Consider the following 26,573-nt stretch of genomic DNA (forward strand, 5'->3'; position numbering starts at 1 on the left):
TGCGTCATGGCCGCACGGCCGTCGAGGCAGGTCCGGCACCCGGCCGCGGGCGCTGCCCGAACACTCCCCGGGAGCGACCGGAGCCCGGCCGACGCACGTCTCGCGGCGGTCAGGCGCCCTTCGCGCGACGGCGTGCAAGTGCCGCGTCGAGGTCGAGCACGGGTGCGCGCGGCGTCCCCACGGGAGGGGCGTCGGCGCCGGACCCGGCGACGACGCTCCCGGACGAGGCCGGCCGGGTCGGGCGCAGCGGCACCCGGGCGGACGGGGCCGCCGGCGGGGAGAAGGAGGGAGCGGTGCGGCGCTGGAGCCCGGCGCCGTCGTCGGCCCACCGCGAGGCGGGCACCGGCACCGGGGTCCAGGCGTCGGGCGCCTCGTTCGCCAGGAACGGGCGAGCCGGGTGCTGGTCGCCCTCGGGCGCCTCGGTCGGCTCGTCGGCGTCGTCCCTCGCATCCGCGCCTGCCGGCCCATCCTCGGCCCGGTCGGCCGAGCCGGTGTGCTCGTCGCTGTCGGCGGTGAGCCGGGCGGCGGCGACGGTCGCCCAGGTCCGCGAGGCGACGTCGTCGAGGCGGGCAGGCGCCGGAGCCTGGCCGGCACGCGCCGGTGCTCCGACGGCGTGCGCCGCCGCGCCGCCGGTGACGCTCCCCGGCACGCCCGCGACGTCCTCGTCCTCGAGCGGAGCCGCGGTGAGCTCGCCCGGGCGATCCCCGGAGGCGGGCTCGGCGGCGGCCTGCTCGAGCAGCCCGACCTCGCGCGGACGGCGGGCCAGCTCCTTGAGCTCGCCGTCGATGCGTCGGATCTCCGCGCGGTCGATCGAGTTGAGCGTCCGACGCTCCCCCGCAGCGCGCACGGACAGCGCCACGACGCCGGCGAGCAGCACGCTCGGCACGATCGCGGCGGCGAGGTTCCAACCGGCGTAGTGCACGAGGGCCCAGGCCGCGACGGTCAGCAGCCCGAGGACCACCTGGTACATCGTGCGGCGGTTGCGCGCGGCGTCGCGCCTGCTCATCCGGGCGGCCCGCTGCGACCTGGCGTGCGCGAGGTCGCGTGCACGCCGGGCCGGCTCCGAGAGGCGGGGCTTGATCGTGCTCATGGCGCGTGACTCCGGTCCGATGGGCAGCAGTGGCGGGGCGGTGGGGCGATCGGTCGCGCTGCGCGCGAGCCGACCGGGGTGGCCGGGCGAGGCCCGGCCGCGACGGCCGCCGTCGCCGACGGTCGCCAGCACCCGCAGCCGGTCCGAGTGCCGGTCCTCCAGCCGCGTCGCGGCCATGAGGCGCCGACGGTCCGCGACCGCGGGCAGCGCGTAGACCAGGAGCATGATCACCGCCGCAGCGAGGACGTAGCCCTGAAGATCCACGGATCCCACGCTAGGTCGGGCCGCGCCGGAGTCCGGGGAGGCGCGCGGACGTGAGGGGGACCGCAATCCGTTCATTTCCGCCGGATGCACCACCTCGCGTCGCTATCCTGCCGAAGGCCCCTCATGGGGCGACGAGCGAGGCGCCCCCGCCCCTCGCCGACCCGATCGACGAACCGAGGAGCACCCCCACATGCGCAGTACCACCAGGAGGATGACCGCGACCGTCGCGCTCGCCGCGGCCACGGCCCTCACGCTCGCGGCCTGCGGCGGCGACGACGCCGAGGAGACGACCCCCGTCGAGGAGCCCACCAGCGAGGAGGCGCCCGAGGAGGAGACCACCGAGGAGGCCCCGTCCGAGGACGAGGAGTCGGAGTCCGACGAGACCCCGTCCGACGACGCCGCCGCGGAGTCCCCGAGCGAGTCCGAGAGCGACGAGGCCCCGTCCGACGGCGCCGACGCGTCCGGCGGTGCCGGTTCCGCGGCGCCCTGGGCCAACGAGGTCACCGAGGACGGCGAGCTGCTCGGCACGATCGAGGCCGGCGACGTGACCGTCGACGTCTACCAGGTCGGCACCGGCCAGGCGACGCGCTCGAGCGTGTGGGCGGACCCGGACACCGAGGAGCCCATCGTGGCTGAGGGCGACGAGGTCCTCATCCTCAACTACGTGGTGACGAACAACGGCGACCCGATCAACCTCACCTACGGCCTCGTCGACGCCGGCCTGTCCTATGACACCTGGCCCTACATGCAGCAGCCGTCCGTCGCGGACAGCGACCTCCTGGAGGAGAACGGCGTCAACGACAACGGCGTCAACAGCGACTCCCTCGGCGAGGACGTTTACACCCTCGGCAGCGGCGAGCAGTACTCGGTCGGCGAGGTCATGCTCTACCAGCCCGGCGAGGCCTTCACGATCGAGGTCTCCTTCGAGCCCCGCGACGACGCCGGCGAGCGCCTCGGCGAGGACTTCGAGGGCGAGCTCACCGGCACCGTCGAGTAGTCGGTCCCGGCGCCCGTCAGGCGCCGACCACCTCCGGCCCCGTCCCGCTCCCGCGGGGCGGGGCCGGACCCGTTGCGGGGCCGGACCCGCCCCGGTGCACGTGGCGCAGCACGGCGCCCGGGCCCGGGCCGAGGTCGCCCGCCAGGAGCGCGAAGGAGCGATGGTCGCGCCAGTCGCCGTCGACGAACATCAGTCCGCGGCGCCGCCCCTCCTCGGGGAACCCGAGCTTGGCCACGACGCGCAGGCTCGCATCGTTCTCGGGCCGCACGTCGATCTCCACGCGGTGCATGCCGAGCTCGTCGACGAGGTGGTCGGCGACCAGTGCGACGGCGCGGGGCGCGACCCCCCGACCGGCGACGTGCCTCGAGACCCAGTAGCCGATCGACGCCGACCAGGAGGACCCGCGCGTGATCGGCTGGGCGGTCACGGCCCCGACGAGCTCGCCCGCCACCTCGACGACGAACGGCAGCGCGTCCCCGGCCCGCGCGGCCCGCCGGTGGGCGACGATCTGCTCACCCACGCCCATGGTCCGCCCGGGCGCGGGTGATCCGGCCATCCACGGCGACAGCCACTCGTGGTTGGCACCGAGCAGGGCCTGCCACCGGCGGCGGTCCCGACGACGCAGGCCGCGCAGCACGAGGTCGTCGTCGACCAGCCGGACGGGCCAGGTGGCGGGATCGGGCACGCACCGAGCGTAGGCCCGGGCGTGCGGGGATCCGACCGCGGCACCGGTTCCGCAGGCACCTTCGCGCACGGTCCGCCACCGCGTCCGCCGGGGGCGAAACGGACCGAACTTCCCGTCCCCAGCCCGCGCCGGACCAGCCGATCCTTGGCATCATGGTGGCCATGCACCGGCGCATCCTTGACCTTCCGCGCGTGGACCACCTCGAGGTCGACGACGCGAAGCAGCTGCTTCGCGAGGCCGTCCGGGAGCACCGTGGTCGGCAGCCGGACACCGGGCGCGCACGCGCGGGGCTCGACATCGCCCGACGCGTCCTCCCCCTGCTCGACGGCGCACGGACGGTCGCGCACCACGTCGCACGGCCCTCCGAGCCCCCCTCGCTCCCGACGATCGAGACCCTCCACGAGACGGGCGTGCGCATCCTGCTGCCCGCCCTCGGTCCGGGGCTCGCCCGCGCCTGGGCCGTCTACCGCGGCACCGACGACCTCGCCGAGCGCGCCCCCGGGCGCCCCCTCGAGCCGTCGGGCGCCCCGCTGCCGTCGGAGACGATCGCGGAGGCCGACATCGTCATCGTGCCCGCCCTGGCCGTCGACCGGCACGGCAACCGGCTTGGTCAGGGCGGCGGCTGGTACGACCGCGTCCTCAAGCTCATCGGGCCCGAGACGGCGGTGTGGGCGGTCCTCTTCGACGACGAGCTGGTCGAGACGACCCTGCCGCACGGGCCGCAGGATGTGCGCGTGACCGGCGTGGTCCAGCCGTCCGGCACGACGAGCCTCCTGCCGCCCGACGACCCGTACGAGGCGACGGCCAGCGGCGGCACGGCTCCCGCCCGCGGCGCCTGACGCCGCCGGCCATCGCCGCCACCCCCGCGGCGGCTGCCCGCGCGGGGCCCCTCAGCCGCCCGGGGTCAGGACGAGGCGCTCCTCCTGGGCGTCCTCGACCGCGGCCCGGCTGAACGCCCACGGGAACGTCTCTCCCTCGGCCCACGCCTGCGCCTGGTCCGTGTAGTGGCCCGAGGCCGGGTGACCGCTCGTCCCGGAGGTCGTCACCCACGTCGAGGCGTCGAGGTCGGCCATGTCGACGACCATCCGCATGGACGGCCCCGCGGTCACCTGGTAGCTGGGGCGGCCGTACTCGTCGCGCGCGGAGGCGCTGTAGCTCGTCGCGTTGACGACCGCCGAGCCGCCCGGCACGCCGACCGGTTCGGGGTTGACGTACCGGCGCACGAGCCCGGGCACGCCGTCGCCGCCGAGCACGGGGTGCTGCGGGGCGAACGTGTGCAGGTCGCCCCACCGCCACGTCGTCGGGTCCTTGCCGAGGCGCGCGGTCAGCTGGTGGCGGCCCTCGACGAGCGCCTCGCCGAGGATCTCGTCCCGGGTCTCGACGACGTTGACGGTCGTGCGGTCGTCCCAGTGCCGGGCGGAGGGCTCGGCGAGCATCTGCTCGAGCACCAGGAGCCACCGCGCTCCGCCGTCCGGCGCCTGGGCGTCGGGGAGCTCGTCCCCGAGCGTCATCGACAGGATCTCGACCCACACGGCGTTGAAGTAGGCCGCCCCGGCGGAGTCGACGTCGTTCGGGTACCCCTCCTCCGCCCAGCTCTCGAGGAGGTCGATGGCCTCGAGCACGAACGGGTCGGTGACGTCGACCTCGAGGAGGTAGGGCACGACGACCTCGCCGAACGGGCTGGCGTCGTCGAGCATGATCTCGTTCGCCCCGTCCACGGTGAGCGGCTCCCCCTGCGCGATCCGTTCCTCGAGGAGGGTGCGGATGCGCTCGGACCGGTAGCCGGCGTCGTAGTCGCCGGTGAGGAACGGGTCCGCCTCGAGAGGCTGGACGGCCTGGTTCGCCGCGACGACGAACCCCTCCTCGGGGTTGAGGGCCGCCGGCATGTCCGCCGGGTCCACGTATCCCTGCCAGTCGTAGCGCTCGTCCCAGCCGGGGCGCGGCCAGGAGCCGTCGGCCGGCAGGTCGCCCTCGGGAACCTCTCCGCGCACGGGGATCCGTCCGGGCGCCTGGTAGCCGATGTCCCCGTCGGCGGTGGCGAAGACGATGTTCTGGCTCGGGACCTCGAACAGCTCGGCGGCCGCGGCCACGTCCTCGGCGTCCTGCGCCCGGTTGAGGGCGAACACCGCGTCGCCCGTCCGGCCCGGGGTGAGCGCGGTCCACTGCAGGGCCACCGAGTAGCCCTCGAAGTGCGCCTCGGGGGAGCCCTCGGGCACGGGGACCCCGGCGGCGGCACGTGCCTCGCCCAGCACGTCGGAGACGATCGGGCCCGCCTCGGTGGACAGGACCTCGAGGGTCACCGGGTCTCCGCCGTCGACGAGGATCGTCTCGGTGCGCCGCTCCAGCGCCAGGCGATCCTCGCCGCGCAGGTACGTGCCGTCGGAGAACGTCCGCTCGAGGGTGAGGTCCATGACGTCGGCGCCGAGGTTCGTCAGGCCCCAGGCGAGCTGGTCGTTGTGGCCGATGATGACGCCGGGCATCCCGGCGAACGAGAAGCCGGTGACGTCGAACGTGCAGTCGGCGGTGAGCTCCACGCAGTGCAGGCCGACCTGGTACCAGAGGTTGGGCTGCTCGAGGCCCAGGTGCGGGTCGTTGGCGAGGATCGGCTCGCCGGTGGCCGTGTGCTCGCCGGACACGACGAACGAGTTCGACCCGATGCCGTCGCCCTCCCCGAGCAGCACGGGCACCGCGTCCAGGGCGGACCCGGCGCTGACGACGGCGGCACCGGCCCGGTACGCCGACAGCGGCGTCGACGGGCCGGTCGTGCCGGCCAGCGGGTCCGCGCCGACGGTGCCGGGCGGAAGGTCGCTGCCGGGCGGAAGGTCGCTGCCGGACCGGCCGGACGCGTCAGTATCGGCGTCGGTGTCTGCGTCGGTCGCGTCGGCGCCGTCGGTGGGTGCCTCGTCGGCGGGCGCGTCGGACGGGCTCTCCCCCGCCCCCGGTGCGTCGGACGCAGACTCGGTGGCGTCGCCGCCCTCGGGAAGGATCGGCGTGTGCTCGTCGGCGGGGTAGTCCGGGAACAGGCCGTCGACCACCTCGACGTCGCCGAACATCGGGCGCAGGGCGGAGGCGCGGGCGACCTCGTCGTCGTAGTTCCCGCGCAGGTCCCACGCCATGGCCTTGAGCCAGGCGAGGGAGTCGACGCCGCTCCAGGGCTCGACGTCCTCGACGTCGGTGCTCAGGGACAGCACGGTGTACTCCAGGCCGAGCCGGGAGGCCTCACGGTCCTCGACGTAGGCGTTCACGCCGTCGGCGTAGGCGGAGTACAGGGCCCGGGACTCCTCGCTCAGCAGCTCCCACTCCTGCTCCGCGACGTCGCGCCAGCCCATCGTGCGCACGACCATGTCGGCGTCGACGGCGGCGGGCACGTCCCCCACCAGCTCCGCCAGGCGGCCCGACGTCACGTGCCGTCGGTAGTCCATCTCGAAGAACCGGTCCTGGGCGTGGACGAACCCGAGCCCGGCCATCAGGTCGGCGTCGGTCTCGGCGTACAGGTGCGGCACACCGCGCTCGTCCCGCAGGACCTCCACCTCGCCGGTCAGGCCGGGGACGCGCTGCTCGCCCCCGTGGTCCGGCAGCGGGCGACGGACGAGGAACGTCACGACCGCGACCAGCGCCACGGACAGCACGAGCGCGACGACGAGGATGCTGACGAGCGCCGTGCGCCACCGGGAGGTCGAGGATCGTGCTGCCACCGCACGAGCGTATGGTGCGCCCCTCCTTCGGCGACGCAGGTCACTGCGCGAGTCGACCCCCGGCGCTAGCATTGGCACTCGATCGGGCGGACTGCTAACCACGCCCCACGAGACCGGAGGTCCAGCAGGTGCCCACGTACGCCTACCGCTGCACGATGTGCAGCCACGAGCTCGAGGCGAAGCAGTCCTTCTCGGACGACGCCCTGACCATCTGCCCCGAGTGCGGCGGGAACCTCCGCAAGCTCTTCAGCTCGGTGGGCGTCGTGTTCAAGGGCTCGGGCTTCTACCGCACCGACTCCCGTTCCGGCTCCGGCTCGTCCGCCTCCGGGACGTCCTCGTCGGCCGCGGCCACCTCCGGCTCGTCCGACACCGGGTCCGCGCCCTCGACGGCGGCGCCCGCCGCGTCGGCCTCGACCTCCGCCGGCAGCGGCTCGGGGGCCAAGGCGTCCGCCACGAGCTCGGCCTCGTCGGGCTCCGCCGCCTGACCACTCCCCCGGCGCACAGCCGCGCGCCAGGACCGGCCGTCCACAGGTCCTGATCGTGCGCGCTCGCGGCGCGGCGGGCGGCTCCTAGCGTCGGGGCATGCCGAGAGCCGCCTCCCCACCCTCGCGCAGCGCCGGGGCCCGACTGCGGCGGGGTGCGTGGCGCTGGCGCCACGCCGTCGCCGCCGTCTGCCTGGCCGGCGCCGTCTCCGTCGTCGTCGGGGAGCTGAGGCCCGAGCCGCCCCCCACCACCTCCGTGGTCGCCCTGGGCACCGACCTGCCCGCCGGTCACGTGGTCGAGGCGGGCGACCTCGAGGCCCTGGACCTGCCCGACGGGGACATCCCGGCCGACGCGCTGCACGATCCCGACGTGGTCGTCGGCCGACCGCTCGCCGTGCGCCTGGCCGAGGGCACCGTCCTGGGGGAGGGCATGCTCGCCGGCGCGAGCGTCTCGGCGGCGCCCGGCGAGGTCGTGGTCGCGGTCCGGATCGCCGACGACGGCAGCGCGCATCTCGCCGAGGCCGGGCTACGGGTCTCGCTCCTCGCCCCGCCCGCCGACGGCGGACCGGCACGGACCGTCGCCGAGCAGGTGCTCGTCCTGGGCGCCGTCGAGGAGGAGGAGAGCGGTCTTCTGGCGTCCGGCGAGACCGACATCACCCGAATGTATGTTTCTGCAAGCCCTGACGCCGCTACTGTCCTCGTTGGCTCAAGTGCGTGGACCCCGTTGAGCGTCGTGCTCGGACCGAGCTGACCAGGGGGCCTGCGTGGGCCTGGCGCCACCCGCCGCCACGTTCGCGTTCCCCCCAGCCCTACCAGCGCAGATCCTCGGAGGTCAGCATGCTCAACGGATTCAAGGAGTTCATCTCCCGCGGCAACGCCATCGACATGGCGGTCGGCATCATCATCGGCGGTGCGTTCACGCCGATCGTCACGGCCATCACCGACAGCGTGCTCCTGCCGCTCATCGGCGCGATCTTCGGCGAGCCGAACTTCGACACCATCGGCCAGTTCGTCGTCAACGGCGCCACCATCTCGCCCGGCACGATCGTCACCGCGCTCGTCAACTTCCTGCTCATCGCCGCCGCGCTGTACTTCGCGGTGGTCATGCCGATGAACAAGCTCGCCGAGCGCCGCAAGACCGACGAGGAGGAGCCGGAGGAGAAGGCCGACGACGTGCTCGTCCTCGAGGAGATCCGCGACCTCCTGCGCACCCGCAGCGCCTGACCTGCTCGGTCGCGGCCGCCCACCGGCCGCACCGACGAACGGCCCACCGCCCCGCCGCCCGGGCTGGTGGGCCGTTCGCGTCGGCGCTCAGATCCGGCCGAAGTGCGGGGGGATCTCCCGCAGGAGATCGGCGTCCGCGCGCGACGGGCCCGGCGATGCCGTACCCGCGGAGGGCGCGTCGTCGAGGTCCGGCTCGGGCGCGCCGAGCGCGTCCTCCGCGTGCGCGATCTCCCCGGACTCCAGGCGACGCCGGTCCGCCGCCGAGAGCGCGATGACGCGCCGCCGGCGTCCGCTCACCGCCCGGTCCCGTCCGGCGCGGCGTCCGGCACTCCGTCCGGCGCCTCGCCTGTTGCTTCGCCCGTCGCCGCGTCCGGCTCCTCGTGCGGGCGGACCACCGGTCCCGACTCCGCCTCGGTGGCGGGCGGGAGGTGGGCGTCGTCGGGGACCGGCGGCTGGACGCCCGACGCGCCGCGACGAGCCTCGACCTCGTCGAGCACGACGCGACGGAGCCGGTGAGCCTCGGCCTGGGGGTCGAGGAAGACGGACACGGTGAACGCGCGCTCGACCCGCCACCCCGCGCGTGCGAGCACCGCCCCGCGGTCGAGCCGGCGGCGCAGGCTGTGCTCCCCCGCGTCCTCGCCGGCGTCGGTGAGCACGGCGACGAGGCGCTGGCCGGGCAGGTCCGGGTGACCGAGCGCGACGGGGACGTCCACCGCACCGCGGAGGCCCTCCTCGACGACGATGCCGAGCGTGCGCAGCCGCCGCACGAGGTCACCGAGGATCTCGTCGTCGCCACCCCCCGAGGCGTCGTCCACCGAGGCGTCGTCCACCGCGGCATCGCCCGACGAGGCGTCGACCTCCGCGACGTCGCCTACCGAGGCGTCGCCCGTCGCAGCAGGGTCCGGCCCCTGGGCGTCGCCGCCCGCGAGCTCGAGCAGCTCGGCGAGCATGTGCGCGCCCTCGTGGTGCACGCGCGCGCGGTCGATCGCTCCGGGAGCGATCGTCGAGACCACCACGAGGGACTCGCGGGGCGCGGCGAGCGCGGTCACCATGCGGGTACGCCCGTCCGGGCCCGAGAGGTCGCCGAAGCGGTGGATGAACCGGCCGTGTGCGTTCGCACCGAACCCGACCGAGAGCACCACGACGTCGCGGCGCAGCCCGCCCGCGTCGGCCAGGTCCGCGACGACGAGCGGCTCGACGAGCCGAGGGTCCAGGGCTGCCTCCAGCGCCGGGTCGTCGGCGGCGGCGTGGGCGAGCGCCTCGCGCAGGCGGGAGGCGTGGCGCGGGGAGGGCGTGACCACCGCGACCGATGCCAGCGGCGCGGCGTGCACCTCGCGGCGGACGACGTCGACGACGCCACGGACCTCGGCGTCGACGCTCTCGACCACCTCGGAGCCGGGCGCGGGCGTGCCGTACCCCTCGACGAGCTCGAGCCGGACACCCCCGTCCGTGCGCACGGACGGGACGGGGGCAACCACCGACTCGTACCCGTGGGCGGCGAGCAGCAGGGCCGCTCCGGGGACCAGCGGGCCGCGCACGGCGGGCAGCTCCACGGCGGGCAGCACCTCGGCCAGCGCGTGCGTGGCGCCGCCCTCGTAGCGCCGGGTGTCGCCCACAACGACGACCTGCCGGGCGCGCCCGGCCACGGAGACGGCCTGGGCGAGCGGCAGCTGCTCGGTGCCGTGGAGGACGACGAGGTCGACCGTGGGCCCCGGCGGGATGGTCTGGGCGACCAGGAGCGGAGCTGCGGCCCGGACGGGACGGATCGTCGGCGCGACCTCGGGGTGCTCCGCGAGGGCGCGCCCGAGCGTGGCGCCGCGGTCCGCGGCGAGCTGCTCCCACAGGTGGGCGGCCTGGGTGCGGTGGGTGCGCACGGCGCGGCGCAGGCGCGTGGCCGCGGCGGAGCGCACGGCGGGCACCAGCGTGGCGCGCTGCTCGGCCTCGCGCCGTTCGAGATCGGCGAGGTCCGCCGTGAGCGCGGCGGGGTCCCGGCCCGCGAGCGCCGGCTCGTCGGCGAGCACCTGCTCGAGGACGGAGCTCCACCAGGCGAGGTCGAGCTCGTCGGCGACGAGGTCGTCCGGCACGGCACGCTCGGCGAGGTCGTCGACGAGCTCGCCGAGGCCCTCGGCCCGCAGCTCGTCGATCAGTCGGGTCCGCTCCGGCAGGGTGCGCAGCGCCGTCGTGTCGGCCTCCAGCGCATCGACGCGGCGGCGCAGCTCGGCCAGCGGCAGGTCCTCGAGCGCCTCGTCCTCCTCGTGGCGTGCGAGCAGCGAGCCGAGCGCGGCCACGTCCTCGCTCGTCTCACGCTCGAGCTCGCGGACGTCCGCGAGGCCGTCCGGCAGCCGGGGCCAGCCGCCGCCGGTGGAGTGCCGGCGCCAGATCTCGCGCTGCTCCTGCACGCGCAGCAGCTCGGCGTGCAGGTCCGCGACCGACCGACCGGGCCGGACGAGGTCGCGCGCCTGCCGCGCGAGGCGGCGACGCATCCCGGCCGACATCTCGATCTCCTGGGTGCGCCGCGCCTGCCGCGGCGCGGTCGCCGCCACCATGTCGGCGGCCGAGTGCTCGAAGATCTGCGGGAGGAACACGTCGAGCGCGTCGGCGACGCCGTCGAGCATCGCGAGCTGCTCGCGCCATTCCCGCAGGGTGGTGGCCTGCCTGAGCCCGGTCTGCACGGCGGTGCTCTGGACGAGGTCGTCCACCGCGGGCAGCTCCACACGAGTGAGACGCTGAACGCGCTCGAGGGCGTCGGCCGCCTGCTTGTTGGTCGTCAGCCGCGAGCCGTACCAGGGGGTGCTCGAGGGTCGCAGCGTGAACGCCCCCAGCGCCGCGGCCCTCGAGAGCCGGGCGGCGGCGCCGGACCGGGCGTCGCCGCGCAGGGCACGCAGGTCCTCGCCGGAGATGCGGGCACCCGTGCGCGGCCCCGGGGTGCGTGCGGTGAGGCGGGCGAGCGCCTGCAGAGCGTCGAACAGGGAGACGCCCCAGCCCTCGTGGCGGCGGTGCAGGGAGTCGAGCTGCTCGCGCACGACCGCGCGCGTGGCGCGCAGCTCCTCACGGGTGCGGGCGACCGACGTCTCGTCGACGACGACCGCGGGCGCCTCCATCCCGCGCCGGACCGACCGGGAGGCCTCCTCCCGCCACCCCCCGTCGGCACGCAGGTCGAGCACGAGCTCGCCGAGGCCGAGCTCGTGGAGGTGGGCGACGGTCGACCGGCCCGTGCGGCGGTCGCCCGGGACGTAGGTGACGGTCCGGCCGTCGGCCGCCGAGGCGGCGAGGATCGCGGCGACCACCCCGACGTCGTCGGACCCGGGGGGCGCGTCGACGACGAGCTGGTAGCCCTGCGTGACGAGCCGGACGGCGCGCTCCCCCGCCACCTCGACGTCGCCGACGGCGCGCTCCTCGTCCGGGTCGGGGTCGGTGCCGTCGTCCGGCGGTGGGAAGATCGCCAGCCGGTCGCGCGCCTCGAGGTCGCCCGCCAGGGCCGCCACGACGTCGGACGCCGCCAGGTGGGGGACCATCGCCTTGAGGTCCTCGACGGCGACCTGCCCGGGATGCAGGAACGTCCCGACGACGACGCGGTCCTCGATCTCGAGACCGGGCAGGTACTGCGCGGCGAGCTCGGTGAGGCCGGGGAGCGCCTCGCGCTGGCTGGAGGCCGGACCGAGGGGCGCGAGGTGGTCGGCGACGTCGCCGGGCAGCCCGGCCTCGGTCAGGGCGCGGGCGAGCACCGGGTTGAGCTCGACGGTGCGCTCGAGGGTCAGCTCGACCTCGCCGTCGGCGGAGACGGGCTGGAGGCGGACGCCCCGAAGGAAGACGGGCGTGCGGATCGTGCGGGCCAGGGGGGCCTCGACGCTCTCGTCGGGGCGTCGACCGGCCGGCGACGCCGCCGGGTCGAGGTCGGCGTCGTGCTCAACGCCGTCGACGACCGGCGGCGGGAGCGCCGACCAGGTGGCGACGCCGGTGGCGAGGTAGGTCGGGGCCACGCCGAACCGCTGGGCGAGGTCCTCCGCGCGGGCGCGCACGCCCCGCGCGTGCTGGTGGGCCGCCGCGGAGGCCTGTCGCTCCCGCACGAGGTTCGACAGGCGCGTGGGCCGGCCGGCGTAGAGCTGCGCGGTACCTCCGGGGTGCGCGTGGGTGAGATCGAGGACGGCCTCGCCGAGGTCGTCGTCGTCGCCCAGCCCCTCGGCACCGAGCGCGGTGAGGTCGGCGACCCACTGCTCGACGGCGCGGGCCACGGTGGCGGTCCTGCTCGACCTGCGCGTCCCGGCCTGCGCGTACCCGGGCCCGGTCCCCGTCCCCTCCCCACCGGCCGGGGCGCCGGCGGAGCGCTGCTCGGTGGTCGCCGGGGCCCCGTCCGGGCCCGCGTCGACGCGGTCGGGACCCGGGGTCGCGCGGGACGCGTCGTCGGCGCCGGCCCGGGCCGCGTCCCGCGTGCGCGAGCGGTCGCTGTCCCGGCCGCGGCGGAAGGGCGGGATCGGCGGAGGCGTCATTCCTCCAGGGTAGGCGGGGCACCGCCGCGGGGAGCGCAGCACGGGCGCCGGGAGGTGGTGGTGTCGCGGGCTGCCGGACGACGGCGTCGGGTGCGGACACAAGAACGGAGCGTGACGCGCAGGGGGGGCAGGCGTCACGCTCCGTCAGACACCCATTGTGCCGATACCGACGGCTCCACGCAAGCCTCCATTGCAGGACCGGCATCACACCCCTCCGCAGGACCAGCGTCACACCCCTCCGACGAATGCGCAAGACATATTTCGCAAGATGTCTTGCGCAAGAGTTCTTTAACACCTAGGCTCGGGCTCATGACCTCCACGAACAACGAGCGGATCCATGACCCCGAGCGCATCCGAGGCATGGCGCACCCGCTGCGCCTCGAGCTCCTCGACGTGCTGCACGAGCTGGGCGAGGCGACGGCCACCGAGTGCGCCCGACGCGTGGACGAGTCGGTGGCGAGCTGCTCCTTCCACCTGCGCACGCTCGAGAAGTACGGCTACGTCGAGCGCGCCGAGCCCCGGGGCCGGGAGAAGCCGTGGCGAGCCGTCCACCGCTCGTTGAGCACCGAGGCCAGCCCGGACGTCCCCGGCTCCCTGCACGCCACCACCGAGCTGGCCACCATGAATCTCCGGCGCCGGATCAGTCAGTTCGCCGCCGTGATCGAGCGGCTCCCCCACGAGCCGGACGAGTGGGTCGACGCGACGAGCCTGTCGACCGCGGACGTGTGGCTCACCGCCGCGGAGACGGTCGAGCTCCGCACGCAGCTCATGGCGCTGATCGACCGGTACGAGGAGCGCACGACCGACCCCGCGACGCGCCCCGCGGGCGCGCGCCGCGTGCACCTGACGACCACCATCCACTCCGACCCACCCCGGGAGACGTCGTGACCGGGCCGCGCACCGCACCTCGAACGGGCCGAGGGCCGGCCGCCCTGGCCCACCGCGGCTTCCGCCGGCTGAGCGTCGCGTGGGTGTTCACCAACCTCGCCGACAGCGCCCTCTACCTCATGATCGCCGTCTGGGTGAAGGAGCTCACCGGGTCCGACGGCGCGGCGGCCGCCGTGTTCGCCGCGCTCGGGCTGCCGGCCCTCGTCGCACCGCTGCTCGGCCAGCTCGTCGACCGCTTCTCCCGCAGGCGGCTCCTCGCGTTCACCAACGTCGTCATGGTCCCGATCATCCTCAGTCTTCTGCTCGTCGGCGGGCCGCGCGACGTCTGGCTCGTCTACGTCGTGACCTTCCTCTACGGGGCGACCGGCTACGTCACGGGAGCCGCGCAGTCCGGCCTCGTCCGCGACCTCCTCGACGACGAGGAGCTGCCCGGCGGGAACGCCCTGCTGAGCACCGTGGACCAGGCCTTCCGCCTGATCTCGCCGCTCCTGGGCACGGGGCTGTACGTGGCAGCGGGACCGCAGGCGGTCGTCGCCGTCACCGCGGCCGGCTTCGCGGTGAGCGCCGTCCTCCTCGCCCGCCTCGAGGTCACCGAGACGCCGACCGAGCAGGCGAAGGAGAGCTACGTCGCCGAGCTGACCGCGGGCTTCCGGCACGTGGCCCGGACGGCTCCCCTCGGCCCACTGACCATCGCCATGGCGATCACGATCGGGGCCACCGGCCTGTCCAACGTCGTTGTCTTCCCCGTCATGGAGCAGGGTCTGCGGGTCGACCCCGAGATGCTCGGCGCGCTCGTCAGCATCCAGGGCGTCGGCGCCCTCGTCGGCGGAACCACCGCGGCGCTGCTCATCAAGCGCCTGGGCGAGCGCCGCACCATCACCCTCGGCATGCTCGGGCTGGCGGTCGGCATGTCGGCGCTCGTGTTCGCCGGCACGCTCGTCGAGCACCTCGGGCAGGCCCTCGGTCTCGTCGTCGTCGGCGCGGGTCTCGTCGTCGTCGGTCTCAACCTCCCGTGGCAGATCGTCGCCTTCGTCACGCTGCGCCAGCGCCTCACGCCGCCGCGCATGCAGGGGCGTGTCGCCGTCGCGACCGGCGTCGTGCTCAACCTGCCGCAGACCCTGGCCACCATGGCCGGTGCGGCGATCATCGGCGCGATCGACTACCGGTGGCTGATCGTGACGACCGTGGTCCTCGTGCTCGTCGGCGCCGCGACGTCAGCGGCTGCGGACCGACGGCGGACGGGTGCGGGCCGCACGCCCACCGCGGGGTCGGCCGGCGAGGCCGGCACGCCGGCGGCGCGCACGCTCGGGTAGGCGCCTCCGGTGGCGCGCACATGAGCGTGCCCGGCGCATGCACGAGCTGCGTACCGGGTCGGTGCCCTCGGGCGGATTCGAACCGCCGACACCCGCTTTAGGAGAGCGGTGCTCTATCCCCTGAGCTACGAAGGCGGGGAGGTGGCGGTCAGTTTATCGCGGGTCCGCGCCGCCCCCGGCGACGCTCCTGTGAGTCGGACGACGCCGGGACGGTCCGGGCCCGGCGCCGCCGGGGTCCGCCACGGGTGTCCGTTGCGGCCCCGCGGCGGCCCGCCGCTGCGCCGCCCACATCGCGGCCCGGACTGACGGGAGCCGCACCCGTGTGGCAGGGTTCACGACAGGCGCAACGTCGCGCCACGACGATCGGGGGGTCCGATGAGCGCAACCGTCCGCACCACGGCGACCGCACTCGTGGTCGAACGCGTCCTCGACGCGCCCATCGACGCGATCTGGCGGATCCTGTCGGTCCCGGCACTGCACGTGGCCGCGGACGCGACCGACATGCTCCGGGGCGCGCGGTCCCCGCGACGGATCGAGGCGCTCGGCGACCGGTTCACGATGGACATGCAGCAGGGCCAGGAGGGCCCCCACTACGTCACGGTCAACACCGTGAGCGACTTCGTGCCCGGCCGGACGATCGGCTGGATCGTCAACGCCCCGGACCGCCCCCTGGGCTGGGGCTGGCGCTACGACCTCACCGCGGTGGGCCCGGCGTCGTCGCGCACACTGACGCGCCTGACGTACCACTGGGGCGACGCCGACCCCGACGCCCTGGCGTCGATCGGCTCCCCGATGCCGGTCATCCCCGCCGAGGTGCTCGCGCGCAGCCTCGAGCTGCTCGAGGTCGAGGCCGCGCTCACGCCCCCACCCGACGACGGGCCGGAGGCCGCCCTGCTTGCCACCGGCTCCCGGCCGGACGCGCCGGTGCCTGCTCGGCCGCCCGAGCGCTGATCGCCGTGTCCCGTGACGCCTCCCGGCTCGCGCGGAACTACGCCCCGCTCGACGTTCGCCTTGTCCGGGCCGAGGGGGCGTGGGTCCAGGGCGACGACGGCCGCCGCTACCTCGACCTCCTCGCCGGCTACTCGGCCCTCAACTTCGGCCACCGGCACCCCGCGCTCGTCGCCGCGGCACAGGCGCAGCTCGACCGCTCCACGCTGGTCTCGCGCGCCTTCGACCACGACCTGCTCGAGCCGTTCGCGGCGGCCCTGACCGCGCTGACCGGCACCGAGATGATGCTGCCGATGAACACCGGCGCCGAGGCGGTGGAGTCGGCGATCAAGGTGGCACGGCGGTGGGGCGCCCACGTACGCGGCGTGCCGCCGGACCGCGCGACCATCGTCGTCGCCGAGAACAACTTCCACGGTCGGACGACGACGATCGTCTCCTTCTCCACGGACCCGGTCGCCCGCGACGGGTACGGGCCGTGGACCCCGGGGTTCCGGCACGTGCCGTTCGGCGACGCCGACGCGCTGGCCGGCGCCGTGGACGAGGACACCGTCGCGGTGCTCCTCGAGCCCGTCCAGGGCGAGGCCGGCGTGATCGTGCCGCCGCGCGGCTACCTCACCGCCGCGCGCGAGATCACCGAGCGGGCGGGCGCCCTCCTCGTGCTCGACGAGATCCAGTCCGGCCTCGGGCGCACGGGCGCGACGCTCGCCCAGGACCTGGAGGGCGTGCGGGCGGACCTCACCACGCTCGGCAAGGCGCTCGGCGGCGGGATCCTGCCCGTGAGCGCCGTCGTCGGGCGGTCGGACGTGCTCGGCGTGCTCACGCCCGGGAGCCACGGGTCCACGTTCGGCGGCAACCCGTTGGCGTGCGCGGTGGGGCTCGCCGTGGTGGACCTGCTGCAGGACGGCAGCATCCAGGCGCGGGCGGCCGAGCTCGGCGAGGTGATGGGCGCCCGGCTCGACGCGATGGTGGGCACCGGCCTCCTGGCCGGCGCCCGTCGCATCGGCCTGTGGGCCGGGATCGACGTCCCGGAGGCCCTGGGGGCGGACGGCCACGACCTGAGCGTCGCGCTCGCCCGGCACGGCGTCCTGGCGAAGGACACGCACGGCAGGACCGTGCGTCTCTCGCCGCCGCTGACGATCGACGCGGCGGACCTCGAGACCGCGCTCGACGCGCTCGAGAGCGCCCTGGGCGAGCTGGCCGCCGGCTGACCCGCGCCGAGCTGGCCGCCGGCTGACCGCGGCCCGGGGTCAGGTGGCGTCCGCCGTCAGCCCGGCGTCCGTGACGCGGGCCGGGGTGACGATCACCGGGCAGGTCGCGTGCGAGAGCACCCCCTGCGAGGTGGAGCCCAGCACGAGACCGGCGAGACCGCCGCGGCCCCGGCTGCCGACCGCGAGGAGGTCGACCTGCTCGGAGATCTCGGCGAGGACCACGCCGGGGTTCCCGTCCACCGCGCGGCGGTGCACGGTGATGTCCCGGCCGTCGAGCAGCGGGTCGACGACCTCGTCGATCGACATCCGCACGTCCGCGAGGATCTCCTCGTGGTCCACGGTCGAGGGCAGCCAGGCCATCGCCGAGGCACCCGCCGTGAGCGGGACCGCTGCGACGGCGTGCACCTCGGCGCCGAAGGACTCCGCCAGGTTGAGGGCGACCGTCACGGCGAGGCGGGCGGCGGGCGAGCCGTCGACCCCGACGGCGATCCGCCGGATCGGGACGAACGGCTCGTCCCGGGCCGAGGGGACGACCACGGCCGGGCTGTGGGCGTGCGCCGGCACGGCGGACGGCACCGCGCCGAGCAGCCGGTCGGTGAACCCGCCACCACCGCGCGTGCCGCACACGACGGCCCGGGCGCCCTTGGACAGCTCGATGAGCACGCCCGAGGGGTCGCCCGGGTCCACCGTCGTGCGCACCGGGACACCGTGGTGTGCCACGCGGGCGGCGGCGTCCTCGACCACGGCCTGCGCGCCCTCCCGCACCGTCGCCTCGTCGATGACGACCGTCCCTGCCCGGCCGCTCGCGATGTAGCTGGGCAGGCGGTAGGCGCAGACGATGTGCAGCCCGAGCCCGCGGACCTTGGCCACCGCGGCGGCCCACTCGAGGGCCCCGAGGCTGATCTCCGAACCGTCGACCCCGACGACGACGTCCTGTGTCATGACGCTCACCCTTCCTCGACGCGTGCGTGGCCCCATTGTGCCGCGCAGCGGGGCCGAGGGGGACGGACGAAGGTCACGATCCGGCGGCCACGCCGGGAACGACGGCGCCCCGCCCCGCTCGAGGCGGGACGGGGCGAAGCGTCGGGCTCGCGTCGGGCGTCAGCCCACGCGGATGTAGGTCGGAGCGCCGAGCCAGGAGTTCGGCCCGATGCGGGTACCCATGCCCTCGTTCCAGGCCCCGATGTTCTGTCCGTCGCCGATGTAGATGGCGACGTGGCCGGGCGTGTAGATGATGTCGCCCGGACGCGCCTGCGAGGCGGGCACGCGGGTGCCGGCGGAGAGCACGGCGGCGGGCGTGCTGCCGACCTCGTGGCCGAGCTGGCGGTAGACGTAGCTGACGAAACCGATGCAGTCCCAGCCGGACGGGCTCGTGCCGCCCCAGACGTAGGGGGCACCCTGGTACTGGAGGGCGATCGAGACCGCGGCGCTGCCCGAGGCGCTGGCCGCGGGGGCCGGGGCCGGCTCGGCGGCGGCCTGCGTGGCCGCCTCGGTCTGGGTCTCGGCCTGCGGCGCCGCCTCCTCGACGGCGGGCTCCGGCGCCTCCGCGCGCTCGTCGGTCCGGGAGGCCGCGGCCGCCTCGCGCTCGACGGGCTCCGGCTCCGGCTCGGGGGCCGGCTCCGGCTCCGGCTCCGGCTCCGGCTCGGGGGCCGGGGCAGCGTCGGCGGTGCCGAAGACGCTGGCGGTCTCGACGTCGTACGTGGCGTCGGCGGCGACCGTCAGGGCGGCGTTCGTCGGGACCACGCGGTCGGAGACCTGCGAGATGCGCTCGGTGGACTTGGAGCCGGCCTCGACCGCGGGGTCGGCGGCGGCGGAGGTCGCGGCGACCGCGACGATCATCGAGGCGGAGACGGCCGCGAGGGCGGTGCGGCGCGCGGGGAGACCCTGGAACGTGGTGGTCATGGATCAGCCCGCCACTCGGATGTAGGTGGGGTTCGCGCGGTAGATCGGCGACTCGTGGGTCGGCGTGCCCGGGTTGCGGGCCGCGATGTGGTTGCCGTCGCCGGTGTAGATACCGACGTGGCCGGGCCACCAGACGAGGTCGCCGGGGCGGGCCTCGGCGGCCGAGACGACCTGGCCGGCGCCGAGCTGGGCGGCCGAGGAGCGCGGGATCGTGATACCGGCCTGGGCGAAGACGTAGGACGTGAAGCCGGAGCAGTCCCAGCCCGACGGCGAGGTGCCTCCCCAGACGTAGGGGACGCCCGTGTACTGGCGGGCGATCGCCACGATCGAGCTGCCGGCGGCCGACGGCGCGGCCTCGGGCCGCGGCGCGGGCTCGGCGGCGGCCTCCGGGGCCGGCTCGGCGGCGGGCGCCTGCTCGACGGCCGGGGCGGTCTCGGCGGGCTGCTCGGCCACGGCCTCGCGCTCGGTGTCGCGGGCGGCGGCCTCGTCCTCGCGGACGACGGGCTCGGGCTCGGGCTCGGGGGCCGGCTCCGGCTCGGGGGCCGGGGCGGCCTCGGCGGTGCCGAAGACGCTGGCGGTCTCGACGTCGTACGCGGCGTCGGCGGCGACCGTCAGGGCCGCGTTCGTCGGGGCCACGCGGTCGGAGACCGTGGCGATGCCGCCCTGGGTCTTGTCCGTGGCGGTGTCCGGGGCGGGGGATGCTGACGCCGACGACGCGGCGACCGCGACGACGATCGACGCCGAGACGGCGGCGAGCGTTCCGCGGCGGGTGGAGCTCTGCACGATGGGGGACCTCTCCGGTGTCATCTACGGGGTGAGCTGTCGGGTTCGGACACGGAGAGCGTCCGGCGCGACCATGACGGCCGCACTTCACCCCTAGGCCGGTCTCCCGGCCGTACTACCTGGTTCCCCCGCCCCTGTCGCGGTGGTTCGCACCTACCCGGGGCGGCGACAGGGCTCGATGTCCGTCCGGGTGCGCCCCCAGCGGGAGGCACGCGTAGGACAGTAACCATTCCGAGACCAAAAGTCACACCTGGGTAACGACTCTGTGTGGAAGGTCACGACCGGGACACGCCCCGCGCCGTGGGGCGGCCTCTCCCGCAGCATCTCGCGGCAGACGACGGGAGCACGAGTTCTCCACAGGCCCGTGGCCGCGGGACTTGACCCGCCCTTGGGGTGGACCGGAAGGTCACGGAACCACATCGGTCGTGACCTTGCTGTTGCCGATCCTCGTTCGGTCACGAACCGGGCACGGCCCGTGACCTGACGTCCGCACGTCGCGCGGCCACCGGGCCGTGCCGGCCGCGGCGCGCGCCGGGAAAGGTCAGGCGACGACGGCGAGGTGCCGGCCGTCGGCCGGGGACATCTCGAGGACCAGCTCCTGGCCGGCGTCGAGCTCGAGCACGTCGTCGCGCCGGGTCACGGTGATCCGTGCGCCGGGCAGGAGCCCGCCGCGGCGCATGTCCGCGAGCAGACCGGTGTGCACCTGGAGCGGCTCCCCGATCCGCACGATCTCGAGCTCGCTGCTCTGGCCCTCCGCGAGTTCGGCCGTGGCCTCGGCGAGCGACGTCATCCCGTGCCGGGGCTCGGGGGCGTCGGACCCGGGGATCGGGTTGCCGTACGGGTCGGTCGTCGGGTCGCCGAGGAGGTCGACGAGGCGCTCCTCGACCCGGCCCGACATCACGTGCTCCCAGCGGCAGGCCTCCTCGTGGACGAAGGCCCAGTCGAGCCCGACGACGTCGACGAGGAGACGCTCGGCGAGGCGGTGCCGGCGCATGACCTGCACGGCGGCGTCCCGGCCCACCTCGGTGAGCTCGACCTCGCGGGAGGGGCTGAGGTGGAGCAGACCGTCGCGCTCCATGCGGCCCACGGTCTGGGAGACGGTCGGCCCCGAGTGGCCGAGGCGCTCGGCGATGCGCGCCCGGAGCGGCGGGACGCCCTCCTCCTCCATCTCGACGACAGCCTTGAGGTACATCTCGGTGGTGTCGATGAGGTCGCTCATGGTCTCTCCGCTGCACGAGGACGGGGCGGAACGCTGCCCCGCGTGCCCGGTCCGGGCACGACGTCGAGCCTACCTGCTGGGCCGGAGGCGGGAGGCGTGCCGCCGAGCGGCGGGCGGCGGGTGCGGACGTCCTCCCGGCGGCCGCGGCGGCGGTGCGATGATCGGTCGGTGGCCGACCTGACGATCCCCTCCCACCTCCTGCCCGCCGACGGACGGTTCGGTTCGGGTCCCACGCGGGTGCGGCCGGGCCAGCTGGCGGCGCTGACCGCGGCCGGCGCCGGCGTGCTGGGGACCTCCCACCGGCAGGCGCCCGTCGAGCACCTCGTCTCGCGCGTGCGCGCGGGGACCGCCGAGCTGTTCGACCTGCCCGACGGCTACGAGGTCGCCCTCGGCAACGGCGGCTCCACGGCGTTCTGGGACGCCGCCGCCTTCTGCCTGGTGCGCGAGCGGGCCCAGCACGCCGTGCACGGCGAGTTCTCGGCCAAGTTCGCCACGGTCACCGACCGGGCTCCGTTCCTCGCGCCGAGCCTGCGGGTGGAGGCGGAGCCCGGCTCGGTCGCCCGCCTGTCCGCCGTCGAGGGCGCCGACGTCCACGCGTACCCGCACAACGAGACCTCCACGGGCGCGCTGTCACCCGTCGAGCGGATCGGCGGCCCGGACGCGCTCACCCTCGTGGACGCCACCTCGGCGGCCGGCGCGGTCGAGGTGGACCTCGCGGCGACCGACGCCTACTACTTCGCGCCGCAGAAGGTGTTCGGCGCCGACGGCGGGCTGTGGGTCTCCACCTTGTCCCCCGCCGCGGTCGATCGCATCGAGGAGCTGACCGCAGACCGCTGGGTGCCCGCCTTCCTCGACCTGGGAGCGGCCCTGGCGAGCTCCCGGAAGGACCAGACGGTCAACACCCCCGCCGTGGCCACGCTCGTCCTGCTCGCCGAGCAGATCGAGTGGCTGAACGAGCGCGGCGGCCTCGCCTGGTCGGCCGGACGCTCGGCCGAGAACGCGACGCACGTGTACGGGTGGGCGGCGCAGCGGGAGTGGGCGGCCCCGTTCGTCGAGGAGCCCTACCGCTCCCCCGTCGTCGCGACGATCGACCTGGCGGGCGTGGACGCGGGCGAGGTCGCGCGCGTGCTGCGCGAGCACGGCGTGGTCGACGTGGAGCCGTACCGGAAGCTCGGTCGGAACCAGCTGCGGTTCGGGCTCTTCCCGGCGGTGCCGCTCGCCGACGTCGAGGCGCTGACGGCCTGCGTCGACCACGTGGTCGAGGCCCTCGCCTGAGCAGCCCGCCGGTTCTCCCCGCCGAGAGTGCGGTTCGGACCCACCCGGAGTGCGGTTCGAACCCGCCGAGAGTGCGGTTCGAACCCGTCGAGAGTGCGGTTCGGGCCCGCCCAGAGTGCGGTCGGGAAGGCCCCGACCGCACTCTCGGTGACCACCGACCGCACTCTCGGTGACCAGGGGGCTAGCTGGACTCGCGTCCCTCCTCGGCGGCCCGGGCCGCGCGCTCGCGCGGCCCCTCGTAGGTGAGGTGGCGGGGCGCCGCGCGGTCGTAGCCCACCCGCACGTCCCACGCGCGCCGCACCCACAGCGCGGCGATCGCTGCCACGAGGATCGAGGGCACGGCGCCGACGAGGATCGACTCACGGGCGCCGAGCACCTCCGCGATCCAGCCCACGAGCGGTGCCCCGAACGGCCCCGTGCCGAGCAGCACCATCATGTACAGGCTCATCACGCGCCCCCGGTAGGCGGGGTCGGTCGACGTCTGCACCGTGGCGTTGGCGGAGGTGAGCATCGTCAGCACCGTGAACCCGACCGGCACGAGCGAGGCGGCGAACCACCAGAAGGTGGGTGCGAGCGCGGAGAGGAACGAGGCGACGCCGAACGCGAACGCGGCGAGGATGACCGTCCGCACCCGGGGGTTGCGGCGCCTCGTGGCCATGAGGGCCCCCAGCAAGGACCCCACGGCCATGATCGAGCCGAGGACGCCGAACTCCTCGGGGCCCCGGCCGAAGATCTGCCGGGCCATCACCCCCTGGGTGACCGCCTGGTTCATGCCGAGGCTGGACACGACGCCGACCGTGACGAGCACGATGACGAGGTCGGATCGGTGCCGGACGTAGGCCAGGCCCTCGCGGAACTGGCCGCGCGCCCGCGGCACCACCACGCGCGGCACGAGCTCGTCGACCCTCATGAACGTCAGCGCGAGGATGGTCGCGCCGAAGAGCACGCCGTTCGCGATGAACACCCAGCCGGTCCCGACCCACGCGATCGCGAGTCCCGCGAGGGCGGGGCCGGCCATGCGGGCGAGGTTGAACGACGTCGAGTTCAGGCCCACCGCGTTCGGCAGGTCCGCCGGCTGGACCATGTCCGAGACGAACGTCTGCCGCACGGGGCCGTCGAACGCCGAGGCACAGCCGAGCGCGAACGCGAACCCGTACACCATCCACAGCTCGACCGCCCCGGTGAGGACGAGAGCGCCGAGACAGAGCGCGAGGATGCCCATCGAGCCCTGCGTGACCATGAGCATCCGGCGCCGGTCGACCCGGTCGGCGGTCACCCCCGCGATCGGGCTGAGCAGGAGCGCCGGGAGGAACTGCAGCCCGGTAACGATGCCCATGGCGATGCCGGAGTCGTCGGTCAGCTCGGTGAGGACGAGCCAGCCCTGCGCGACGCGCTGCGCCCACGTGCCCGTGTTGGCGACCATCGACCCGAAGAACCACAGCCGGTAGTTGAAGTAGCCGAGCGAGTGGAACGTCGAGCCGAGGAACCCGCGCCTCGGGCCCGTGGACGCTGCCGTCATCTATCGATCAGATCCCCAGCGCGTCCTGGATGGGGCCGAGGGCGAAGTAGATCGCGAACGCGACGACGACGCCCCACATGAGCGGGTGCACCTTCCGCACCTGCCCCGTGGTCGTCATGAGGATCGCGTACGCGACGACGCCGACGCCGATGCCGACCGCGATCGAGTAGGAGAACGGCATGAAGATGATCGTGAGGAACGCCGGGATCGCGAGCGACAGGTTCTTCCAGGGGATCTCGACGACCTGCTGCATCATGAGGAAGCCGACGACGACGAGCGCCGGGGTGGCCGCCTCGTACGGGACCGCCTCGGCGAGCGGCGACAGGAACGTGGCCAGCAAGAAGCACACACCCGTGACGACCGAGGCCAGGCCGGTGCGGGCACCGTCGCCGACGCCCGCCGCGGACTCGACGAACGAGGTGTTCGAGGAGACGCCGCCCGCGCCGCCGGCCGCGGCGGCGATCGAGTCGATGACGAGGATCCGGCGCGTGGCGGGCGGGTTGCCCTGCTCGTCGAGCAGGTCGCCCTCGGCCGCGACGGCGACCATCGTGCCCATCGTGTCGAAGAAGTCGGCGAGCATGATCGAGAAGATGAGGACGAGGACGGCGACGATGCCGATCTTCTCGAAGGCGCCGAACAGGGAGAACTCGCCGAGCGTGGCGAAGTCGGGGACCTGGACGATGCTGCCCTCGATCGACGGGACCGTCAGTCCCCAGCCGCCGGGGTTGGCGCCGTCGGGCGTCTGCGTGCCCTGGCTCGAGATCGCCTCGACGATCGCTGCCACCGCGGTGGCGACCACGATGCCGATGAGGAGCGCGCCGCGCACCTTGCGAGCCATGAGGACGAGGATGAGGACGAGCCCGAGGACGAAGACCACCAGCGGCCAGGAGGCGATCGAGCCGCCGATGCCGAACTCCAGGGGCGTCCCGGCGCCGGGTCGGACGATGCCCGCGTTGACCACGCCGATGAGCGCGATGAACAGGCCGATGCCGACCGAGATGCCGGTCTTGAGCGAGGGCGGGACGGCGCGGAAGATCGCCTCGCGCAACCCGGTGAGCACGAGGATGAGGATGACGATGCCCTCGAGGACGATGAGGCCCATCGCGTCGCCCCAGGTCATGCCCTCCATGCCGACGATCGTGTAGGCGAGCAGCGCGTTGATGCCCAGCCCGGCGGCGACGGCGAGCGGGAAGTTCGCGACCGACCCCATGAGGATCGACATCACGCCGGCCACCAGTGCGGTGCCCGCGGCGATCGCGGCGAAGTTCGCGCCCTCGGTCCCGCCGCCGAGGTACTGGCCGGTGGAGTCCGGCGTCGACAGGATGATCGGGTTGAGCACGATGATGTAGCACATCGCGAAGAAGGTGACGAGGCCACCGCGGACCTCGCGCCAGGGGGTCGAGCCACGCTCCCGGATCCTGAAGAGGCGCTCGAGCAGGTTGTCCGCCGGTACTGGGTCTGCGCGGCCGGAGGTGGGCTCCGGGGCGGTCGCGTCTGCGTCGGGGGTCACAGTCGGTCATTATGGACGCCGCGGGCCGTTCCCCATAGCCCATGCCCACAGTGGGTGCCAGGAGTGGCGCCGTCCGGTGCCCGGCCACCCGTAGCCCGACGGAGGATGTCGACGTGAAGATGCTGGTCACGAACCGTTCCGACCTCGACCTGGAGGTCCCGGACGGGGTCACCGTGGTCCCCCTGCGGGAGGGCCGCGAGGTCCCGGCCGAGGACCGGGACGCCGAGGCGGTCGTCGCCTGGGGGACGCCGACGCTGCTCGCCTCGGTCGCCGCCGACCTGCCGCGGCTGCGCTGGGTGCAGTCGCTCGCGGCCGGCACCGACATGTTCGAGGCCGCCGGGCTGCCCGACGACGTCGCGCTCACCTCCGGGCGCGGGCTGCACGACGCCACCGTCTCCGAGCACGCCGTCACCCTCGCGCTCACGCTGGTCCGGCGGATGCCGCAGCTGCTCGCGGCCCAGCGGGAGTCGCGCTGGGCGGACGAGCTGAGGCGCCCGCGCGCGATCCAGCCGCCCGAGCGGGTCGCCTCCCTCATCGACGCGCACGTCCTCATCTGGGGCTTCGGGTCGATCGGTCAGCACCTCGCCGGCATCCTCGCGGCGCTGGGGGCGCGGGTGCGCGGCGTGGCGCGCACGGCGGGCGTGCGCGCCGGGTTCCCGGTGGTCGACGAGGACGGGCTGGACGAGGCGCTCACAGAGACCGACGTCCTGGTGATGATCCTGCCCTCGACAGACGCGACGGACCGCGCGCTCGACGCGCGTCGGATCGACCAGCTGCCCGACCGGGCGATCGTCGTCAACGTGGGCCGCGGCTCGACGCTCGACGAGGACGCCCTCGTCGATGCCCTCGAGGCCGGCAGGCTCGCCGGCGCCGGGCTCGACGTCAGCGCCGAGGAGCCCCTGCCCGCGGACTCCCGGCTGTGGACCGCGCCGAACCTCGTCTACACGCCGCACGTGGCCGGCTACCGCGCGCACGGCGGCAAGGAGCTCATCGAGCACAATCTGGGCGCGCTGCTGGCCGGTGACCTCGGCGGGATGCGCAACCTCGTCGAGCGCTGACCTCCCCCACCGCTCACTCGTCCGGC

General features: G+C 74.8%; 22 protein-coding genes, 1 tRNA gene and 1 riboswitch. Of the genes, 11 read left to right on the forward strand and 12 right to left on the reverse strand.

Annotation, left to right across the window (positions count from 1 at the left end):
• Window positions 1–109: 109 nt before the first annotated feature.
• Window positions 110–1,354, reverse strand: coding sequence for a hypothetical protein (locus tag ACZLKG_RS13575; protein WP_425708138.1), 1,245 nt, complete (start codon window positions 1,352–1,354; stop codon window positions 110–112).
• 211 nt (window positions 1,355–1,565) lie between these two features.
• Between ACZLKG_RS13575 and ACZLKG_RS13580 the strand changes: the two genes are divergently transcribed.
• Window positions 1,566–2,351, forward strand: a complete 786-nt coding sequence (locus ACZLKG_RS13580; protein ID WP_425708137.1) for a hypothetical protein — start codon at window positions 1,566–1,568, stop codon at window positions 2,349–2,351.
• Between the two features lie 16 nt (window positions 2,352–2,367).
• Here the strand turns inward: ACZLKG_RS13580 and ACZLKG_RS13585 are convergent, their stop codons facing one another.
• On the reverse strand, window positions 2,368–3,036 hold the full coding sequence (locus ACZLKG_RS13585) for a GNAT family N-acetyltransferase (protein ID WP_425708136.1): 669 nt from the start codon (window positions 3,034–3,036) through the stop codon (window positions 2,368–2,370).
• A 152-nt stretch (window positions 3,037–3,188) separates the two neighbouring features.
• Between ACZLKG_RS13585 and ACZLKG_RS13590 the strand changes: the two genes are divergently transcribed.
• On the forward strand, window positions 3,189–3,875 hold the full coding sequence (locus tag ACZLKG_RS13590) for a 5-formyltetrahydrofolate cyclo-ligase (RefSeq protein ID WP_425708135.1): 687 nt from the start codon (window positions 3,189–3,191) through the stop codon (window positions 3,873–3,875).
• A 51-nt stretch (window positions 3,876–3,926) separates the two neighbouring features.
• On the opposite strand, the gene ACZLKG_RS13595 is transcribed toward ACZLKG_RS13590, so the two are convergent.
• Window positions 3,927–6,731, reverse strand: a complete 2,805-nt coding sequence (locus ACZLKG_RS13595; RefSeq protein ID WP_463649045.1) for a penicillin acylase family protein — start codon at window positions 6,729–6,731, stop codon at window positions 3,927–3,929.
• 128 nt (window positions 6,732–6,859) lie between these two features.
• Here ACZLKG_RS13595 and ACZLKG_RS13600 point away from each other — a divergent pair, with 128 nt between their 5' ends.
• The 3 genes from ACZLKG_RS13600 (at window position 6,860) to mscL (ending at window position 8,437) form a co-directional block, all read left to right on the forward strand.
• Window positions 6,860–7,216: an FmdB family zinc ribbon protein gene (locus ACZLKG_RS13600; protein WP_425708133.1), complete on the forward strand. Its 357-nt coding sequence runs from the start codon at window positions 6,860–6,862 to the stop codon at window positions 7,214–7,216.
• Window positions 7,217–7,313: 97 nt separating this feature from the next.
• Window positions 7,314–7,964 carry an SAF domain-containing protein gene (locus ACZLKG_RS13605; RefSeq protein ID WP_463649046.1) on the forward strand — a complete coding sequence of 217 codons (651 nt, stop codon included), beginning with the start codon at window positions 7,314–7,316 and terminating at the stop codon, window positions 7,962–7,964.
• Between the two features lie 86 nt (window positions 7,965–8,050).
• Entirely contained in the window at window positions 8,051–8,437 is a 387-nt protein-coding gene (gene mscL, locus ACZLKG_RS13610; protein ID WP_425708131.1) for a large conductance mechanosensitive channel protein MscL, read from the forward strand.
• An 87-nt stretch (window positions 8,438–8,524) separates the two neighbouring features.
• On the opposite strand, the gene ACZLKG_RS13615 is transcribed toward mscL, so the two are convergent.
• Together ACZLKG_RS13615 and ACZLKG_RS13620 are read right to left on the reverse strand one after the other, a co-directional pair.
• Window positions 8,525–8,734, reverse strand: a complete 210-nt coding sequence (locus tag ACZLKG_RS13615) for a transcriptional regulator (RefSeq protein ID WP_463649047.1) — start codon at window positions 8,732–8,734, stop codon at window positions 8,525–8,527.
• Window positions 8,731–12,924, reverse strand: coding sequence for a DNA helicase (locus tag ACZLKG_RS13620; protein ID WP_463649048.1), 4,194 nt, complete (start codon window positions 12,922–12,924; stop codon window positions 8,731–8,733). Before ACZLKG_RS13620 ends, ACZLKG_RS13615 begins: the two co-directional genes overlap by 4 nt.
• A 309-nt stretch (window positions 12,925–13,233) precedes the next feature.
• Between ACZLKG_RS13620 and ACZLKG_RS13625 the strand changes: the two genes are divergently transcribed.
• Complete coding sequence (locus tag ACZLKG_RS13625; protein WP_463649049.1) at window positions 13,234–13,812, forward strand: ArsR/SmtB family transcription factor; 579 nt, start codon at window positions 13,234–13,236, stop codon at window positions 13,810–13,812.
• A complete protein-coding gene (locus tag ACZLKG_RS13630) occupies window positions 13,809–15,125 on the forward strand; it encodes an MFS transporter (RefSeq protein WP_463649050.1) in 1,317 nt (438 codons plus the stop codon). The genes ACZLKG_RS13625 and ACZLKG_RS13630 overlap by 4 nt, the downstream gene beginning before the upstream one ends.
• A 62-nt stretch (window positions 15,126–15,187) precedes the next feature.
• Here the strand turns inward: ACZLKG_RS13630 and ACZLKG_RS13635 are convergent.
• A tRNA-Arg gene (locus ACZLKG_RS13635) sits at window positions 15,188–15,260 on the reverse strand.
• Between the two features lie 240 nt (window positions 15,261–15,500).
• On the opposite strand from ACZLKG_RS13635, the gene ACZLKG_RS13640 reads away from it, so the two are divergent.
• Window positions 15,501–16,076: an SRPBCC family protein gene (locus tag ACZLKG_RS13640; protein ID WP_463649106.1), complete on the forward strand. Its 576-nt coding sequence runs from the start codon at window positions 15,501–15,503 to the stop codon at window positions 16,074–16,076.
• Complete coding sequence (gene rocD, locus ACZLKG_RS13645; protein ID WP_425708143.1) at window positions 16,073–17,281, forward strand: ornithine--oxo-acid transaminase; 1,209 nt, start codon at window positions 16,073–16,075, stop codon at window positions 17,279–17,281. Before ACZLKG_RS13640 ends, rocD begins: the two co-directional genes overlap by 4 nt.
• Before the next feature lie 39 nt (window positions 17,282–17,320).
• Here the strand turns inward: rocD and ACZLKG_RS13650 are convergent, their stop codons facing one another.
• The 4 genes from ACZLKG_RS13650 to ACZLKG_RS13665 all read right to left on the reverse strand — a co-directional run bounded on the left by ACZLKG_RS13650 (window position 17,321) and on the right by ACZLKG_RS13665 (window position 21,185).
• Entirely contained in the window at window positions 17,321–18,223 is a 903-nt protein-coding gene (locus ACZLKG_RS13650; protein WP_425708126.1) for a universal stress protein, read from the reverse strand.
• A 159-nt stretch (window positions 18,224–18,382) separates the two neighbouring features.
• The gene (locus ACZLKG_RS13655; protein ID WP_425708125.1) at window positions 18,383–19,183 is read right to left on the reverse strand and encodes a C40 family peptidase; all 801 of its coding nucleotides are present in this window, start codon (window positions 19,181–19,183) and stop codon (window positions 18,383–18,385) included.
• A gap of 3 nt (window positions 19,184–19,186) precedes the next feature.
• Window positions 19,187–19,966, reverse strand: a complete 780-nt coding sequence (locus tag ACZLKG_RS13660; protein WP_425708124.1) for a C40 family peptidase — start codon at window positions 19,964–19,966, stop codon at window positions 19,187–19,189.
• 24 nt (window positions 19,967–19,990) lie between these two features.
• Window positions 19,991–20,116: riboswitch (cyclic di-AMP (ydaO/yuaA leader) on the reverse strand.
• A 391-nt stretch (window positions 20,117–20,507) separates the two neighbouring features.
• Window positions 20,508–21,185 carry a metal-dependent transcriptional regulator gene (locus ACZLKG_RS13665; RefSeq protein WP_425708123.1) on the reverse strand — a complete coding sequence of 226 codons (678 nt, stop codon included), beginning with the start codon at window positions 21,183–21,185 and terminating at the stop codon, window positions 20,508–20,510.
• A gap of 168 nt (window positions 21,186–21,353) precedes the next feature.
• Here ACZLKG_RS13665 and serC point away from each other — a divergent pair, with 168 nt between their 5' ends.
• A complete protein-coding gene (gene serC / locus ACZLKG_RS13670) occupies window positions 21,354–22,460 on the forward strand; it encodes a phosphoserine transaminase (protein ID WP_463649051.1) in 1,107 nt (368 codons plus the stop codon).
• 181 nt (window positions 22,461–22,641) lie between these two features.
• Here serC and ACZLKG_RS13675 read toward each other — a convergent pair whose 3' ends face one another.
• Window positions 22,642–23,979 carry an MFS transporter gene (locus ACZLKG_RS13675; RefSeq protein ID WP_463649052.1) on the reverse strand — a complete coding sequence of 446 codons (1,338 nt, stop codon included), beginning with the start codon at window positions 23,977–23,979 and terminating at the stop codon, window positions 22,642–22,644.
• Window positions 23,980–23,986: 7 nt separating this feature from the next.
• On the reverse strand, window positions 23,987–25,489 hold the full coding sequence (locus ACZLKG_RS13680; RefSeq protein WP_463649053.1) for an NCS2 family permease: 1,503 nt from the start codon (window positions 25,487–25,489) through the stop codon (window positions 23,987–23,989).
• 119 nt (window positions 25,490–25,608) lie between these two features.
• Between ACZLKG_RS13680 and ACZLKG_RS13685 the strand changes: the two genes are divergently transcribed.
• A complete protein-coding gene (locus ACZLKG_RS13685) occupies window positions 25,609–26,547 on the forward strand; it encodes an NAD(P)-dependent oxidoreductase (RefSeq protein WP_463649104.1) in 939 nt (312 codons plus the stop codon).
• Window positions 26,548–26,573: the final 26 nt, after the last annotated feature.

This window comes from Georgenia sp. Z2081 (assembly GCF_055326445.1).

Coding starts and splice junctions, on each gene's coding strand:
- ACZLKG_RS13580 (WP_425708137.1), top strand. CDS start 1,566: ATGACCGCGACCGTCGCGCTCGCCGCGGCCACGGCCCTCACGCTCGCG.
- ACZLKG_RS13590 (WP_425708135.1), top strand. CDS start 3,189: ATGGTGGCCATGCACCGGCGCATCCTTGACCTTCCGCGCGTGGACCAC.
- ACZLKG_RS13605 (WP_463649046.1), top strand. CDS start 7,314: ATGCCGAGAGCCGCCTCCCCACCCTCGCGCAGCGCCGGGGCCCGACTG.
- mscL (WP_425708131.1), top strand. CDS start 8,051: ATGCTCAACGGATTCAAGGAGTTCATCTCCCGCGGCAACGCCATCGAC.
- ACZLKG_RS13620 (WP_463649048.1), bottom strand. CDS start 12,924: ATGACGCCTCCGCCGATCCCGCCCTTCCGCCGCGGCCGGGACAGCGAC.
- ACZLKG_RS13625 (WP_463649049.1), top strand. CDS start 13,234: ATGACCTCCACGAACAACGAGCGGATCCATGACCCCGAGCGCATCCGA.
- ACZLKG_RS13640 (WP_463649106.1), top strand. CDS start 15,501: ATGAGCGCAACCGTCCGCACCACGGCGACCGCACTCGTGGTCGAACGC.
- ACZLKG_RS13650 (WP_425708126.1), bottom strand. CDS start 18,223: ATGACACAGGACGTCGTCGTCGGGGTCGACGGTTCGGAGATCAGCCTC.
- ACZLKG_RS13655 (WP_425708125.1), bottom strand. CDS start 19,183: ATGACCACCACGTTCCAGGGTCTCCCCGCGCGCCGCACCGCCCTCGCG.
- ACZLKG_RS13665 (WP_425708123.1), bottom strand. CDS start 21,185: ATGAGCGACCTCATCGACACCACCGAGATGTACCTCAAGGCTGTCGTC.
- ACZLKG_RS13675 (WP_463649052.1), bottom strand. CDS start 23,979: ATGACGGCAGCGTCCACGGGCCCGAGGCGCGGGTTCCTCGGCTCGACG.
- ACZLKG_RS13685 (WP_463649104.1), top strand. CDS start 25,609: ATGCTGGTCACGAACCGTTCCGACCTCGACCTGGAGGTCCCGGACGGG.